Source organism: Falsigemmobacter intermedius, assembly GCF_004054105.1.
Lineage (GTDB): Bacteria > Pseudomonadota > Alphaproteobacteria > Rhodobacterales > Rhodobacteraceae > Wagnerdoeblera > Wagnerdoeblera intermedia.
Map to the genome: position 1 here is coordinate 556 of NZ_SBLC01000004.1, position 14,895 is coordinate 15,450.

At 62.4% G+C, this 14,895-nt stretch carries 15 protein-coding genes; 1 reads left to right on the top strand and 14 read right to left on the bottom strand.

Features of this window, described 5'->3' with window-relative positions:
• The 14 genes from EP867_RS20185 to EP867_RS03440 form a co-directional block, all read right to left on the bottom strand.
• Positions 1-220, bottom strand: a 220-nt coding sequence (locus EP867_RS20185) for a GTP-binding protein (RefSeq protein WP_241656804.1), incomplete at its 3' end; no start/stop codon positions are given.
• Between the two features lie 86 nt (positions 221-306).
• Entirely contained in the window at positions 307-2,430 is a 2,124-nt protein-coding gene (gene fusA / locus EP867_RS03380) for an elongation factor G (protein WP_128486803.1), read from the bottom strand.
• A gap of 9 nt (positions 2,431-2,439) precedes the next feature.
• Positions 2,440-2,910 (bottom strand): 30S ribosomal protein S7, encoded by a 471-nt coding sequence (rpsG, locus tag EP867_RS03385; protein WP_128486804.1) that lies wholly within the window; start codon positions 2,908-2,910, stop codon positions 2,440-2,442.
• Between the two features lie 11 nt (positions 2,911-2,921).
• Positions 2,922-3,293: a 30S ribosomal protein S12 gene (rpsL, locus tag EP867_RS03390; RefSeq protein ID WP_028030315.1), complete on the bottom strand. Its 372-nt coding sequence runs from the start codon at positions 3,291-3,293 to the stop codon at positions 2,922-2,924.
• 909 nt (positions 3,294-4,202) lie between these two features.
• Entirely contained in the window at positions 4,203-5,501 is a 1,299-nt protein-coding gene (locus EP867_RS03395) for an MFS transporter (protein ID WP_128486805.1), read from the bottom strand.
• Entirely contained in the window at positions 5,498-6,364 is an 867-nt protein-coding gene (locus tag EP867_RS03400; RefSeq protein ID WP_128486806.1) for an HpcH/HpaI aldolase/citrate lyase family protein, read from the bottom strand. The genes EP867_RS03395 and EP867_RS03400 overlap by 4 nt, the downstream gene beginning before the upstream one ends.
• Positions 6,364-6,819: a MaoC family dehydratase gene (locus EP867_RS03405; RefSeq protein ID WP_128486807.1), complete on the bottom strand. Its 456-nt coding sequence runs from the start codon at positions 6,817-6,819 to the stop codon at positions 6,364-6,366. Before EP867_RS03405 ends, EP867_RS03400 begins: the two co-directional genes overlap by 1 nt.
• Before the next feature lie 12 nt (positions 6,820-6,831).
• Positions 6,832-7,980, bottom strand: coding sequence for a CaiB/BaiF CoA transferase family protein (locus EP867_RS03410; protein ID WP_128486808.1), 1,149 nt, complete (start codon positions 7,978-7,980; stop codon positions 6,832-6,834).
• A 24-nt stretch (positions 7,981-8,004) separates the two neighbouring features.
• Positions 8,005-9,171 (bottom strand): acyl-CoA dehydrogenase family protein, encoded by a 1,167-nt coding sequence (locus EP867_RS03415; RefSeq protein ID WP_128486809.1) that lies wholly within the window; start codon positions 9,169-9,171, stop codon positions 8,005-8,007.
• Between the two features lie 21 nt (positions 9,172-9,192).
• Positions 9,193-10,386: a CaiB/BaiF CoA transferase family protein gene (locus EP867_RS03420; RefSeq protein WP_128486810.1), complete on the bottom strand. Its 1,194-nt coding sequence runs from the start codon at positions 10,384-10,386 to the stop codon at positions 9,193-9,195.
• Between the two features lie 9 nt (positions 10,387-10,395).
• Entirely contained in the window at positions 10,396-10,863 is a 468-nt protein-coding gene (locus EP867_RS03425) for a MaoC family dehydratase (RefSeq protein ID WP_128486811.1), read from the bottom strand.
• 50 nt (positions 10,864-10,913) lie between these two features.
• The gene (locus EP867_RS03430; protein ID WP_128486812.1) at positions 10,914-11,924 is read right to left on the bottom strand and encodes a TRAP transporter substrate-binding protein; all 1,011 of its coding nucleotides are present in this window, start codon (positions 11,922-11,924) and stop codon (positions 10,914-10,916) included.
• Positions 11,925-11,950: 26 nt separating this feature from the next.
• Positions 11,951-13,243: a TRAP transporter large permease gene (locus EP867_RS03435; protein WP_128486813.1), complete on the bottom strand. Its 1,293-nt coding sequence runs from the start codon at positions 13,241-13,243 to the stop codon at positions 11,951-11,953.
• A complete protein-coding gene (locus EP867_RS03440) occupies positions 13,243-13,824 on the bottom strand; it encodes a TRAP transporter small permease (RefSeq protein ID WP_128486814.1) in 582 nt (193 codons plus the stop codon). Before EP867_RS03440 ends, EP867_RS03435 begins: the two co-directional genes overlap by 1 nt.
• Positions 13,825-14,100: 276 nt before the next feature.
• Between EP867_RS03440 and EP867_RS03445 the strand changes: the two genes are divergently transcribed.
• On the top strand, positions 14,101-14,883 hold the full coding sequence (locus tag EP867_RS03445) for an IclR family transcriptional regulator (protein WP_128486815.1): 783 nt from the start codon (positions 14,101-14,103) through the stop codon (positions 14,881-14,883).
• Positions 14,884-14,895: the final 12 nt, after the last annotated feature.

Here is a 14,895-nt window from a genome sequence, read left to right on the forward strand (position 1 = left end):
GAGCATAGTGACGTGCTTCGGTCTCATACTCGACGTGTGCGGTCGAGATGGTGATGCCGCGTGCACGCTCTTCCGGTGCGCCGTCGATCTGGTCGTAGGCTTTGAAGTCACCGAAGTATTTGGTGATTGCTGCGGTCAGCGTGGTTTTGCCGTGGTCAACGTGGCCGATGGTGCCGATGTTGACGTGCGGTTTGTTCCGTTCAAACTTAGACTTAGCCATGGAGGCCTCTCCTTAATTCGGTGGCGGTGCGTGGGATCACGCCCTGCCCGGGGGGGTAGGGGTGCGTGCCGGAGCACGCACCGCCCTTATGCGTATTTCTTCTGAATCTCTTGCGAGAGGTTCTCAGGCACAGCGTCGTAGTGGTCGAACTGCATCGTGAACACTGCACGACCCGAGGACATCGAGCGCAGGTTGTTGATGTAGCCGAACATATTCGCGAGCGGGACCATAGCGTCGATGACGTTGGCGTTGCCGCGCGTGTCCTGACCCTGAACCATGCCCCGACGCGAGGTCAGGTCGCCGATGATGCCGCCGGTGTATTCTTCCGGGGTGACAACTTCGACTTTCATGATCGGCTCAAGCAGTTTCGCGCCTGCTTTACGCAGACCCTCACGCATTGCCGCACGCGACGCGATTTCGAAGGCGAGAACCGACGAGTCGACATCGTGGAAAGCACCATCGATCAGAGCGACTTTGAAGTCGATCACCGGGAAGCCTGCCAGCGGACCGGAGTCCATGACCGACTTGATGCCTTTTTCGACGCCCGGGATGTATTCCTTCGGAACGGTCCCGCCGACGATTTTCGACTCGAACGAATAGCCTTCGCCCGGTTGGGTCGGCTCGATCACCAGCTTCACGCGTGCGAACTGGCCGGTACCACCGGTCTGTTTCTTGTGCGTGTAGTCGATCTCAGCCGAGGTCGAGATGGTTTCGCGATAAGCCACCTGCGGAGCGCCGATGTTCGCCTCAACCTTGAACTCACGACGCATACGGTCGACGAGAATGTCGAGGTGAAGTTCGCCCATGCCCTTCATGATGGTCTGACCCGACTCGAAATCGGTTTCGACGCGGAAGGACGGGTCCTCAGCAGCCAGGCGAGCGAGGGCGAGGCCCATTTTCTCCTGGTCAGCTTTGGTTTTCGGCTCAACAGCGATCTCGATAACCGGCTGCGGGAAGGTCATGGTTTCGAGAACCACAGGCTTCGCCGGATCGCAGAGGGTGTCACCGGTGGTGGTCTCTTTCAGACCCGCCAGCGCGATGATGTCGCCTGCGAAGGCTTCTTCGATCTCTTCACGCTGAATGGCGTGCATCACCATCATACGACCAACGCGCTCTTTTTTGCCTTTGGTGGCATTGAGCATCGTTTCGCCTTTCTTCAGCGAACCCGAATAGATGCGCGTGAAGGTCAGCGAACCCACGAAGGGGTCGTTCATGATTTTGAACGCCAGCGCCGAGAAAGGATCCTCATCGCGCGCGTTGCGCTCGATGTTACGGGTCTCGGTCTCGTCGCCCGGTGCGAAGCCGACATAAGCCGGAACGTCGGTCGGTGCAGGCAGGTAATCCACAACAGCGTTGAGGACCATCTGAACGCCTTTGTTCTTGAAGGCGGAACCAGCGAGAACCGGGAAGAAGGCCATCGACAAGGTGCCCTTACGGATCAGCTTGCGAAGGGTGTCTTCGTCGGGCTCGTTGCCTTCAAGGTAGGCTTCCATGGCGGCATCGTCCTGCTCGACGGCAAGCTCGATCATGTTGGCGCGCCATTTGTCTGCAAGATCCTGCAGCTCTTCACGGATCGGCTGACGGATCCAGGAAGCGCCGACGTCGTCGCCCTTCCAGACCCACTCTTCCATCGTGACCAGGTCGATCGCGCCTTCCAGCGTGTCTTCCGCACCGATCGGCAGAGCGACCGGCAGAGGTTGACCACCGGTACGGTCTTTGATCATCTCGACGCACTTGAAGAAGTCAGCGCCGATTTTGTCCATTTTGTTGACAAAAACGATACGCGGAACTTTGTAGCGGTCAGCCTGACGCCAGACGGTCTCGGTCTGCGGCTCAACACCGGCGTTGCCATCGAGAAGGCAGATCGCGCCGTCGAGCACGGCCAGCGAACGCTCAACTTCAATGGTGAAGTCAACGTGGCCGGGGGTGTCGATGATGTTGAAGCGGTGCTTCTTCGACGGATCCGGGGTGTACGTCGGATCGACGTGACGCTCCCAGGTGGTCGAGGTCGCTGCCGACGAGATGGTGATGCCGCGCTCAGCTTCCTGTTCCATGAAGTCCATGGTCGAGGCGCCGTCGTGGGTTTCACCCATCTTGTGGTTTTTGCCGGTGTAAAACAGAATACGCTCAGTCGTCGTGGTTTTACCCGCGTCGATGTGCGCCATGATGCCGAAGTTACGATAGAGGTTAAGCGGGAACTCGCGTGCCATCCGACCCTCTTACCAGCGGTAGTGGCTGAACGCTTTGTTAGCGTCGGCCATCTTGTGGGTGTCTTCGCGCTTCTTCACTGCGGTGCCGCGGTTGTTGACCGCATCCGACAGTTCAGCAGCAAGACGCTCTTCCATGGTGTTCTCGTTACGCTTGCGCGCAGCGGTGATCAGCCAGCGGATTGCCAGAGCTTCGCGACGTGCGGGACGCACTTCGACCGGAACCTGGTAGGTAGCACCACCCACACGACGCGAGCGCACTTCAACAGCCGGCTTCACGTTGTCGAGGGCTTCATGGAAAGCCTCAACCGGAGCGCGTTTCAGGCGCTTCTCGACGCGGTCGAGAGCGTTGTAAACGATGGTTTCTGCGATCGACTTTTTGCCGTCGATCATCAGGTTGTTCATGAATTTGGTCAGAACGGTATCGCCGTATTTGGCGTCCGGCAGGACCTGGCGCTTCTCAGCAGCGTGACGACGTGACATATCTCAGTTCCTCACTTCGGACGCTTCGCGCCGTATTTCGACCGGCGCTGACGACGATCTTTGACGCCCTGCGTGTCGAGCACGCCGCGCAGGATGTGGTAACGAACGCCCGGAAGGTCTTTTACCCGGCCGCCACGGATCAGAACCACGGAGTGTTCCTGAAGGTTGTGCTTTTCACCGGGAATGTAGCTGATGACCTCGAAGCCATTCGTCAGACGCACTTTGGCGACTTTACGCATAGCCGAGTTCGGCTTCTTCGGGGTGGTGGTGTAAACGCGGGTGCAAACGCCGCGCTTCTGCGGGCACTGCTGGAGGTGCTGCGACTTCGAGCGCGTCACCTTGGGCTGCCGCGGTTTGCGGATCAGCTGTTGGATCGTCGGCATAATATGCTCGCCTTCTCTTGCAACCCGTTCGGCCTCCACGCGTCCGCGGGGGTTTCCGGGGGCAGTCCGTAAATACGTGCCTTGCGCGTCCACAAAACACCAAAACCGCATGCGAATCCCAAGGCGGGACTCGACGCGGTGGAATCTCAGAGGATCGGAACCAGGAGTTCGGATCTTGACCACTTCGATTTCAGATCCGCATCGCGGGCCAGGGGCTTCTGATGCAGATGGGCGTGATATACGGAGAGTCGCCAGCGATGTCAACAGCAGCACGGGCATTTCGACCCCCTGAATTGAGGTCGAAATCGCTTATTTTTCCCAAGATTTCCTGGGGTCGGCGGGAAGTCGCGACTCCTGCGCAACTCTGGGTTCACCCAAGGACTTTCGGCGGTCGCCGAGGGGCGAATCCCCCCTCTCCGGGCGAACTGCGGCAATCCAGCACAGCCGCGCCGCACCGTCAAGTGAACGGGCCGGATTGCCACCCCCCACACGCCGGCACGATGGGATGCGCCCTGCCCTGCAGATCAAAGCAGGCGAGACGGTTATGTGCAGATATGGTAGGCCCCTTAAATCCGCCCCCTGGATCTAGGAAGACCGGCGCCGCTGCTCTCAGGTCCGGCAACCCGGCTTCCCGGACCAACCGGCGAATCAACGGCGGGTTTCGTCATTTTGACCGGACGCGGTGCGACCGTTGACGCCACCCGGAAGCTGCGCCGCCCGACTGCCGCAAGCCATGTTTTGTTAGGCGGCGCGTAGCCCCCTGCCCTGTATCCGACCGCGAAGCATCCTTTGGCAGGGCAGATTTCCTCCCGGAATTATCCACATATCTATTCACAAAGCGACGATTTCTGCCGCTGAATACTGACTTATTGCGCAAGAGACGCAGCTAAGTGTAGTCACTATCCGACCCTATGACGCGCAGGACGCTGACCGACCACCTTCAGGCGGCGGCAGTTCCCTTGCCTCAGTCAGCCTTCTGGTCAGGAAAAAGGGGGCCGCCGCCAGCAGAACGGCAAGGGCAGCCGCCGGGCAGGCCGCCTCATAATCCCCTGTCCAGGCATAAAGCTGGCCCGATCCCCAGGAGCCGAGTGCCGCCCCGAGTGACATCATCAGAAAGATCAGCCCGTAGATCGAACTGACCCGCCCCCGCGCAAAGATCCGCGCGTTGACCGCCGAGATCACCGGCCCGCGCGCGCCCTGACTCGTCCCGAAGGTCAGCACGAAAATCCAGACCAGCGTCGGATGCTGCCAGCGCGCATAAAGCCAGAGGGCAAGAATGCCCCCCAAAGTCCCCCCGAAGGAGATCAGCGTAGCGCCTTTGACCCCGAAGCACTGGCTGCCCCAGCCCGAGGCGATCACGCCGAGGATCGACAGCATTCCGGCCACACCGAAGGCCAGCGCCGCCTCCATCGCGGGCATGCCGCGCGACAGCAGAAAAGCGATGATCTGAACGCTCATCAGATAGGCCGCCACGGCGGTGAAGAAGAAGGACTGGATGAGCAGCCAGAGCTCAGGGGTGCGCAGAGCGCTGCGCACCGTCCACTCCGGCCCGCGCAGGGCCGCCCGCCCCTTGCGCTGCGCGGCCTCGGCTCTCGGGTTGCCCTCGGCCCCGGCAGCGATCCGCCCCCAGGGCAACAGCGCCAGCACAGGCAAAAGGGCCAGCGCCGCCCAGAACATCACAAAATAAGTGTCGCGCCAGCCAAGGCTCTCCACGCCCACCTGCGCCAGGGGGACCAGAACCAGCATACCCGAGCCGAAGCCCGCATAGGCCAGAGCCACCATCAGGCTCAGCTGGCGGTCAAACCACCGCCCCAGCAGCGCAGAGGCCGGCACCATGCCCATCAGCGAAGAGGCCATACCGCACAGCACCCCCGGCCCCAGGTAGAGATGCCAAAGCGCCCCCGTCCGTCCCGCCGTCAGCAGTGCCAGCGCAAGGCATCCCGCCCCCGCCAGATAGGAAATCCGCGGCCCCCAACTGTCGAGGATCTGCCCCGTCAGCGGCGACATCAGCCCAAGGGTGATCAGATAGGCCGAATAGACGCCGGTCAGCGCCGTATGGTCCCAGTGAAACGCCGCCTCCAGAGGTGCCATGAAGACCATGAAGGTATCCACCACACCCCGAACGATGAAATTGCACAGAAAGGCGATGGCCACCACCAGCAGGGCAATGCCCCCCGGCCGCCGCACGGCAGAGGGGCTGCGGATCATGGCAGGTCGCGCCCCGCCGCAATCAGGATCTTCTCAGCCGCGCGGGCATGGGGCCTGTCGATCATCTTCCCGCCGATCTGAACCACGCCGGAATTCGGGTTCTGTGCGAAATGGCGCAGCACCTCTTCCGCCCAGGCGATTTCAGGCTCTGAGGGGGTGAAGGCGGCATTGACCGGCTCAATATGGCTGGGATGGATCACCATTTTCGCGCCAAAGCCGTCGCGCCGCGCCGCACGGGATTCATCGGCGACATATTCCAGATCGCCGATCGCGGTGCAGACCGTATCGATCGCCGTCACCCCTGCCGCCGCCGCCGCCATCAGGCACATATTGCGCGCAAGGATAAAGGGGCCGGAGTAATCCGCCCCGTCCCGGTTCGACAGCGCCCCGAGCGAGGCCGCCAGATCCTCCGCCCCCCAGAGCATCCCCTTCAGCCGCGGATGCGCGGGCGCATAGGTGGAGAGCCCCTGCATGGCCTCAGCCGTCTCGGTGGCGACGACGTAAATATCGGTGCTGCCCTGCGTCAGCCCGAAAGCCGCTTCAAAGGCGGCCAGGTAATGCGCAAGCTCCCGCACATCCGCCCCGCCCCGGCATTTCGGCAAAAGGATGCCATCCGGGCGATGCGGCATCACCGCCGCCAGATCCACGAGCGTCTCGCCGGTGTCGAAAGCATTGACCCGCACCATCAGATATTTGGCGCGCGGTGACTGCTGCAGAAAGCCCGCCGTCTCGCTGCGCGCCAGAGCCTTATTGGCCAGCGAAACCGAATCCTCCAGATCCAGAACCAGCGCATCCGCCGCCGTCCCGCAGGCTTTCTCAAACTTCCGGGCGGAATCCCCCGGCACAAAGAGGATAGAGCGCATCAGGCCACATCCTTTTTCCGCATCAGGCCGGTCCGGCGACAGGTCGCCACCACATCACCGTTCTGGTTCAGACAGATATGCTCAAATTCGACGATCCCGGCATTCGGGCGCGAGGCGCTTTCACGCTTGCCGATGATCGTGGTGCGGGCCCGCAGGGTGTCTCCGGCGAAAACGGGTTTGGGGAATTTCACCTCCGTCATGCCCAGGTTGCCAATTGTGGTGCCAAGCGTGGTATCGGCCACGGTCATGCCGATCATAATGGCGAGGGTATAAAGGCTGTTAAACAGCGGTCTGCCCCATTCGGTCCCGGCCGAGAAGTGATTGTCGATATGCAAAGGCTGCGGATTCAGCGTCATCAGCGAGAAGGAGATATTGTCATGCTCGGTGACCGTGCGGCTGAGCGGATGCTCAAAGACCCGGCCCACCTCAAAGTCTTCGTAATAAAGTCCGGCCATTCTCAGCTCTCCTCAAAGCAAAATCTGTCGGTCGCGCAGCGCGCGGATACGGGTCTCACAGATGCCCCAGCCCGCCAGTGCCTCAGCACCTGAGCCGCGCGGGGCGGGCGGGCGCGGCACAGCGGCCGGGGTCTGCGAAAAGCGCGGAGCGGGGGCGGGTTGCAGATGGCCTGCCACCTCCACCCAGACACGGCGCGCAAGGTTCGCCGGATGGGCCTGAGCTTCTTTCAGGCTCAGGACCGGGGTGGCGCAGGCATCCGTGCCCTCAAAGACCGCCTCCCAATGGGCGCGACTCCGGCTCGCGATCCGCGCCGCCAGAGCCGCCCTTGCCGCAGGCCAGTTCTCGGGGCGGCTGACATCGGGGAACTCCTGCGGCTCAAAGCCGAGGCCGCGCAGCAGCTCCTCACGAAACCGCGCCTCGATCGGCGCGATGGCCAGATAGCCGCCGCAGGCACAGATGTAGCTGTCATACTGCGGCGCACCGCTGTCGAGCAGGCTGCCCCCCCGCGCCTGCGGATCATGCAGGCCGGCGGCGATCAGCCCGCAGAGCGGCACCATCATGAGACTGACCCCATCGAGCATCGCCGCATCGACCACCTGCCCCGTTCCCTCTGCCCGCGCCCTCAGCACCGAGGCCAGCAGCCCCGCCACCATCAGCATACCGCCACCGGCATAATCCCCAAGCAGATTAAGCGGTGCCACGGGGGGCGCGCCGCTGCGTCCCAGCATCGACAGGAGCCCGCTTTGCGCCAGATAGGTCAGATCATGCCCGGCGGTTTTCGCCAAAGGCCCCTCCTGCCCCCATCCGGTCAGCCGACCGTAACTCAGACGCGGATTGCGGCTCAGGCAGAGGTCCGGCCCAAGGCCCAGACGCTCCATCACGCCGGGGCGAAACCCCTCAATCAAAGCCTCTGCGCCCGAAATCAGATCGAGCGCCAGCGCCACCCCCTCGGGCTGCTTCAGATCCAGCGCGATCGAGGCACGGCCGCGCAGCGTGAAATCCAGGCCCTCAGGCCGGGCGATCCCGGCATCGCCGGGGGTGATCCGGTCGATGCGGATCACTTCGGCCCCCAGATCGGCCAGCATCATGGCCGCAAAAGGCCCGGGGCCGATGCCCGCCATTTCGACCACCCGCAGCCCCGCCAGCGGTCCGCCCGTCATGGCATCGCCCCTGCTGCACGGAAATCAATAGGATTTCTCAAGACCCAGAACCCGCTCGGCGATGAAAGACAGGGCAAGCTGCGGGCTGACCGGGGCGATACGCGGCACCATCACCTCCCGCAGATAGCGCTCGACATGATATTCTTTGGCATAGCCAAAGCCGCCATGGGTCATCACAGCCTGCTGGCAGGCGTTAAACCCGGCCTCACCGGCGAGATATTTCGCGCCATTGGCCTCTGCGCCGCAGGGCAGGCCCCGATCATAGGCCCAGGCCGCTTTCATCACCATCAGCCAGGCGGCCTCCAGCTCACACCAGTTCTGCGCGAGGGGGTGCTGGATGCCCTGGTTGCGGCCAATGGGGCGGTTAAAGACCACGCGCTCTTTGGCGTATTGGGTGGCCTTGCGCAAAGCCGCCATGCCCAGACCCACGGCCTCTGCCGCGATCAGAATGCGCTCGGGGTTCATGCCGTGGAGGATATATTCAAAGCCGCGCCCCTCTTCGCCGATCAGATCCTCGGCGGGGATCTGCAGATCTTCAAAGAAAAGCTCGTTTGAATCCACGCATTTGCGGCCCATCTTCTCAATCTCACGGACCTTGATGCGGTCGCGGTCAAACCGGGTATAGAACAGGCTCAGCCCATGGGTCGGCTTTTTCACCTGATCGAGCGGCGTCGTGCGCGCCAGCAGCAGAATGCGGTCCGCGACCTGAGCGGTCGAGATCCAGACCTTCTGCCCGGTCACGCGGTAGACCTCGCCGTCGCGCTTTGCAAAAAGCTTCAGCTGCGTGGTGTTCAGCCCGGTGTTCGGCTCGGTGACCGCAAAACAGGCTTTTTCGCGCCCCTCCGCCATGGGGCGGATCATCCGCTCCTTCTGCACCTGAGTGCCGTAGATATCGACGGGTTTCAGCCCGAAGATATTGATATGCACCGCCGAGGCCCCCGACATCCCCGCACCGCTTTCGGCAATGGTGCGCATCATGATCGCGGCCTCAGTGATCCCCAGACCCGCACCGCCAAAGGCCTCGGGCGTGCAGATGCCCAGCCAGCCGTCTTTCGCCAGAGCATCGTAGAAATCCTGCGGAAAACCGCCCTCGCGGTCGCGCTTGAGCCAATAGGCATCATCAAAGCCTTCGCAGATCTTCCCGACAGCCTCACGGATGGCCTCCTGTTCAGCGGTAAAAGCGAAATCCATCTGTTCCTCCCCGGTCGCGCCTCACAGGCCGCGCACCACCTGTTTTTCAAAAAGGCTGTCGATCTGCGCCTCCGACAGTCCGGCCCCGCGCAGAATGTCCCGGCTGTGCTCTCCCTGACGCGGCGCAGGCCCCGGCAGCGTGACGGGCGTATCCGACAAAGCCACGGGATTGCGCATCACGCGCAGCGCCCCTTCCGAGGGGTGCTCAACCCTTACGAAGAAATCCACCGCCGTCAGATGCGGATCGCGCAGCACGCTGTCGAAATCATGAAGCGGCATGGCCGGCACATCGATCTCTTCAAAGAGGGCCTGCCACTCTGCCGTGCTGCGGGTCAGAAAAACCCCGGTCATCCAGCCATAGACGTGATCGATATTGACCGAGCGTCCGACGTAATCGGCAAAGCGCGGATCGCTGAGCTTCTCCTCTTCGCCCAGCGCAGTCAGAAACCGCTTCCAGTGCTCATCGGTATAGACCAGCGCACAGATATAGCCGTCCGCCGTCTTCAGCGGCCTGCGGTTGACGGAAAGCTGCCGCGCATAGCCGCCGCCATCCAGCGGCGGATCATAGCTGAGCCCGCCAAGGTGGTCAGAGAGCACGAACTGCACCATGGTCTCAAACATCGGGATATCAACGCGTTGCCCCCGCCCCGTGCGCCCCCGCGCCACCAGAGCGGCCAGGATGCCCGCCACCCCCGTCAGCCCCACCACCCGGTCACTGATCGCCGTGGGCACATAGCGCGGCTCCTCATTCCCGGAGAGGCGGAACAGATGCGCCAGGGTCGCGCCGCCCTGGATCAGGTCATCATAGGCCGGGCGCGCGGCATAGGGGCCGTTCTGGCCAAAGCCGTAAAGCCCGGCATAGATCAGCCGCGGATTCACCTCAGCCAGCGCCTCAAAGGACAGCCCCAGCCGGGCCATGGCCGCCGGGCGCACGTTATAGGCAAGCACATCGGCGCTGCGGCACAACTCCAGCACGACCTCACGCCCCTCCGGCGTCTTGAGATCCAGCGTGATCGAGCGTTTGCCGCGGTTGGAGTTGAGAAACATCGGCCCCATACCGCTGTGCCGGGCGGGGCCGATGGCGCGCACCAGATCGCCTGCGGGTGCTTCGATCTTGATGACATCTGCGCCGAATTCGGCCAGAACCTGCGTGGCATAGGGGCCCATGACCACAGATGTCAGGTCAATGACTTTGATCCCTTCAAGCGGACCCATGATCTCTCCCTACTCCGTCCCGGCCTCAGGCCCGGCCATAAGGCGCAGCGGGGTATAGATCATCACCACCTCACCGCGCTGATTAACAACGGAATTTTTCGTGCGCACCAGGCCGCGACCTGCCTTTGAGGCGGCACGGCATTCGGTGACAACCGCTTCGACATGGATGGTATCGCCCTGCACGACGGGGGCTTTGACATCCATCTCCATGCCCAGGAAAGCCAGCCCCGTCCCCTGCCCCGTGGCATTGAGAACCAGCCCCTCCGAAATCGCATAGACCAGGGCTGCGGGTGCCGGGCGGCCCGGAATGGCAGAATGCGCCGCGCGATATTCGGCATCGAGGAACAGCGATTCCAGCATCCCGGCCACCGAGACGAAATTCACGATATCGGTCTCAGTGATCGTGCGCCCGAAGGTGCGAAAGGCGGTGCCGGCCGGCAGTTCGGTCCAATAGCGGCCCTGGCCCACAAGTTGCATGGCTCTCTCCTGCAAAAGGGCTCCGGCAGCCGGGGCTGCCGGAGCGCATGTCACTCAATCGCGTCGCGGAAGGCCTGCAGGATGGCTTTGGCAGGACGGCCCCGGGCCTCCAGATCCGCCGCCCACTGATCGCCGACGGTGGCCATCAGATCGCCGACCTTTTTGGCGTCAGCCTCAGGCAGTTCGACATATTTCACACCGGCAGCGGCGATCTTTTCGCGGTCCGAGACATCAAGCTGATCCGCCACCTCGCAGGCTGACAGGGTCGTCTCCTCGCCGGTCTCGGCCAGAACCTTCTGCACCTCCGGCGACAGGCTGTCCCATTTTTGCTGGCTGATCGTATAGGTCACAACAAAGGAGCCGAAATTCTGTCCGGTGGTGGCATATTTCAGGAAGGGCTGCATCTCATAGGGCAGGATCGAGCCATTGGGGAACAAAAGCGCATCCAGCGTGCCGCGCGACAAAGCCTCGCGCGATTCCGGTGCGGGGATCTGAACCGGGATCGCCTCCAGCAGCTTCGATGCGATCTCTTTCGCCCCGCCCGTGGTGCGGATCTTCAGCCCTTTAAAGCTGTCGGCACCGGTGATTTCGCGGTCCTTGGTAAAAATCTGATAGGCGGGCAGCACCATGACCATCAGAACCCGCACGCCATTGGGTGCAAATTCCGCCTGATCGAGCGCGCCGCCGGGCTGCGCGATCTTCCAGAACGCCTTGGTGCCCTGACAGGAGGTGGTGAAAGCCTCGGGCAGTTCGCCCACCGACGACAGCGGCAGCTTGTCCGAGACGTAAGAGGCCCCGACATAGCCCACGTCCAGCGCCGCGCTTTGCGTCAGTGCCAGAAGATCCTTGGCTTTGCCCATCTGCTCGGCGGGGAAATACTCAAACTTAATCTCGCCACCGGATTTCTCGGTCACCCGATCCATCCAGACTTTGGCAAGGTTTTCAGCGATGTAATGGCCCACCGGGAAGCTGTCGCCGACCCGAAGGGTCTCAGCCGCCGTGGCGGGCGCAGCGGTGGCAAGCAAAGCGGCCATAAGGCCCGCAGCAGAGGTCATGCGCATTCCGGTCTCCTCCCTGAAGACAGTGGTTAGTGTGCAGACATGGTCGAAGGCAGCCACAGCACCAGCTGCGGAAAGAGGGTCATCAGCGCGATCACCAGAAGATGCGCCCAGACATGCGGCAGCACGCCCCGGAACAGCTCGCCCATCGGGCGGCGGGTGTAACGCGCGACAACAAAGACATTCATCCCCAGGGGCGGCGTCACCATCCCCAACTCCGCTGTGACCACCACGATCACGCCGAACCAGATCGGATCATAGCCCAGCTGCAGCACCACCGGCAGCGTGACCGGGACGGTCAGGATCAGAATGGCGATCTGATCCATAAAGAAACCAAGGATGATATAACCGATCAGGATCAGCGTCATAATCGCCAGCGGCGGATAGGGCAGCCCGCCGACCCAGGTCGCCAGATCATTGGTCACCCGCGTGAGCGTGAAAAAATAACCAAAGATATGCGCGCCAAGGATGATGAAGAGGATCATACAGGTGGTCTGAGCCGAGCTGCGAAGCGCATGCCAAAGGCTGGCCTTTGTCAGCTTCCGCTCCCGGATCGCCAGCAGCATGGCGACAAAGGCCGCCAGACCTGCGGCTTCCGTGGGCGTGGCGATCCCCGAATAAATCGTGCCGGTCACCGCCAGAAACAGCACCATCATCGGCCAGATACGCTTCATCGAGCGCAGCTTCTCGCGCATCGTATAGGCCTGCCCGATCGGCGCCGAATGCGGCCAGAGCCAGACCAGAAGGACCACCGTCAGGATGATCGCAATGGTGACGATGATGCCCGGGACCACCCCCGCAATCATCAGCCGCGAGATCGAGATATCCGCGAGAATGCCGTAAAGGATCAGCGCCACCGAGGGCGGGATCAGCATGGCCAGCGTGCCGGAAATCGCCACCACACCGCCCGCAAGCTTCGGCTCATAACCCTGGCGCATCATCTCGGGCAGCGAGGTGGAGGCCAGGGTCGCCGCCGAGGCCGTGCTCGAGCCGCAGATCGCCCCGAAACCCGCGCCCGCCAGCGCCGTGGCCATGGCCACCCCGCCGCGCAGCCGCCCCACCCAGACCGTGGCTGAGCGGAAAAGATCGGTCGCAATGCCGGAAATGATGACAAATTCCGCCATCAGAACGAACATCGGGATGGTGATCAGCTCATAAGAATTGGCGCTTGAGAGTGAGGTGGTGGACAGGATGCCCATCAGCACCCCCATGCCGCCATAAAGATAAAGCCCGATCGCGCCCGACACCGCCATGGCCAGCGCCACCGGCAGACCCACGATCAGCAGCACGACCAACAGCCCCAGAACCAGCGAGACGAGCATCAGATCATATCCTCGCGCACAGAGCCGGTCTCCGGCGGCGGCGGCAGATCCGCCAGATCCCGCCCGGTCACCAGAGAGGCGAGATGCCCCATGGCCCGGACCACACAGCGCAGCATCAGCGCCGCCGTGCCGATCACCAGAAGCGCATAGGGCACCCAGGTCGAAATCGGGACAAGCGCCTGAATATGCTCATCATTCACCCAGGCCTTCACAAAGCGGGTCCAGCCGCCTTTGCAGATCAGCGCCACCACCCAGACCGAAGCCGCATAGCCAAGCGCCAGCCCCAGATGCATGAGGGGCCTGGGCAGCGCATGCTGAAAGACATCCACCGCGATATGACCGTGATGGGTGAGGGTGTCAGGCAGCGCCAGGAAAAACACCGCCGTCATCAGCCAGAGCCCGATGACATTGTAGGACCAGCTGAACGGTGCATCCAGAAAGTAGCGCCCGGCCACATCGGCCACGACAATCAGCATGATGGCTGCGAGCGCTGCAGCCGAAACAGCGACGAGGGCAGTCTCAATATGCGCCATAAGGCGCAAAGCCGGAGCTTTGTCCGGCGATCGAACGTCACGCTGCATTCCATCCCCCTCCCCGGGGCGAACGGCACCTCCAACCCCTTTGACAGGGCCTCCCTGAAAGCGCTTAGTTCAGATATGCGGACATTTTATTCCTGATAGTGAATAGAAAGCAGCACAGGCCAGGCTGTCAATCCTGCAATTTTTAAACGCCTGAATTAGATGATGACGGGCGGAAAGCTTCGAGCCGGTCCATAAATTGCGGTAAAAAGTTCTCAAATATGGACAAATCACAGCTGAAGAGGCACAACTCTCAGAACGCTTCGCGGAGGGCAGGTCATGGCGGTGAAACAAGTCCTCAATATGCTGGACCTGCTGGAGTTCTTTGCCGAACGCGGCAAAGCCGCTTCGCTGGCAGAGGTCAGTGGCGCGCTGAACTGGCCGCGGTCTTCGACCTTTAATCTGCTGACCACCCTGACCGCGCGGGGCTATCTCTATGAGCCGGAGGCGAAGGGCCGCTTCTATCCCACTCCGCGCTGGCTGAGCATGGCCCAGGCGATCACTGCCGCTGAGCCTCTGCCCGAGCAGTTGCTGCGCTTGGCGCGCGACCTTGCCATGCGCACGGGAGAGACCCTGTGCCTCGGGTCGGCCTCCGGGCAGAAAGTGGTATTTCTTGAGGTTATCCCCTCGCCCCAGAGGGTGCGTTATGCGGCCGAGGTGGGCCAGCAGGTGCCGCTGCATGCCACGGCCTCAGGTCATGCCATTCTGAGCCAGTGGAGCCAGAGCCAGCGTGAGGCCTTTCTGCGCCGCACCACCTTTGAACGCTACGGCTCAGGCACACCGATGAGCGTCGAGGCGGTGGAAGGGCAGATGAGCGCAGGGCTTGCGCGCGGCTGGTTTCGCAGCGCGTCAAACTACAGCGTCGATCTTGGCGGCGTAGCTTTGCCGGTGGCAATCGCCGGGCGGATCTATTCGGTCACCGTTGCGGGCCCGCTGAACCGCATCACCGGCGAGATGAGCGCCATTGCCCGCGAGATGCATGACGCCGTGGCGCTGCATTTTGGCCAGGATTACCTCAGCCGCGAGATTCGCGGCCTGACCACTCCGCCGTTGCCGCGCTGAGCGAAAAAAGCG

Excerpts from the sequence above, each read along its gene's own strand:
- EP867_RS03415 (WP_128486809.1), bottom strand. The coding sequence starts at position 9,171 with ATGGATTTCGCTTTTACCGCTGAACAGGAGGCCATCCGTGAGGCTGTC.
- EP867_RS03400 (WP_128486806.1), bottom strand. The coding sequence starts at position 6,364 with ATGCGCTCTATCCTCTTTGTGCCGGGGGATTCCGCCCGGAAGTTTGAG.
- fusA (WP_128486803.1), bottom strand. The coding sequence starts at position 2,430 with ATGGCACGCGAGTTCCCGCTTAACCTCTATCGTAACTTCGGCATCATG.
- EP867_RS03405 (WP_128486807.1), bottom strand. The coding sequence starts at position 6,819 with ATGGCCGGACTTTATTACGAAGACTTTGAGGTGGGCCGGGTCTTTGAG.
- rpsL (WP_028030315.1), bottom strand. The coding sequence starts at position 3,293 with ATGCCGACGATCCAACAGCTGATCCGCAAACCGCGGCAGCCCAAGGTG.
- EP867_RS03425 (WP_128486811.1), bottom strand. The coding sequence starts at position 10,863 with ATGCAACTTGTGGGCCAGGGCCGCTATTGGACCGAACTGCCGGCCGGC.
- EP867_RS03430 (WP_128486812.1), bottom strand. The coding sequence starts at position 11,924 with ATGCGCATGACCTCTGCTGCGGGCCTTATGGCCGCTTTGCTTGCCACC.
- EP867_RS03420 (WP_128486810.1), bottom strand. The coding sequence starts at position 10,386 with ATGGGTCCGCTTGAAGGGATCAAAGTCATTGACCTGACATCTGTGGTC.
- EP867_RS03435 (WP_128486813.1), bottom strand. The coding sequence starts at position 13,243 with ATGCTCGTCTCGCTGGTTCTGGGGCTGTTGGTCGTGCTGCTGATCGTG.
- EP867_RS03395 (WP_128486805.1), bottom strand. The coding sequence starts at position 5,501 with ATGATCCGCAGCCCCTCTGCCGTGCGGCGGCCGGGGGGCATTGCCCTG.
- EP867_RS03410 (WP_128486808.1), bottom strand. The coding sequence starts at position 7,980 with ATGACGGGCGGACCGCTGGCGGGGCTGCGGGTGGTCGAAATGGCGGGC.
- EP867_RS03445 (WP_128486815.1), top strand. The coding sequence starts at position 14,101 with ATGGCGGTGAAACAAGTCCTCAATATGCTGGACCTGCTGGAGTTCTTT.
- rpsG (WP_128486804.1), bottom strand. The coding sequence starts at position 2,910 with ATGTCACGTCGTCACGCTGCTGAGAAGCGCCAGGTCCTGCCGGACGCC.
- EP867_RS03440 (WP_128486814.1), bottom strand. The coding sequence starts at position 13,824 with ATGCAGCGTGACGTTCGATCGCCGGACAAAGCTCCGGCTTTGCGCCTT.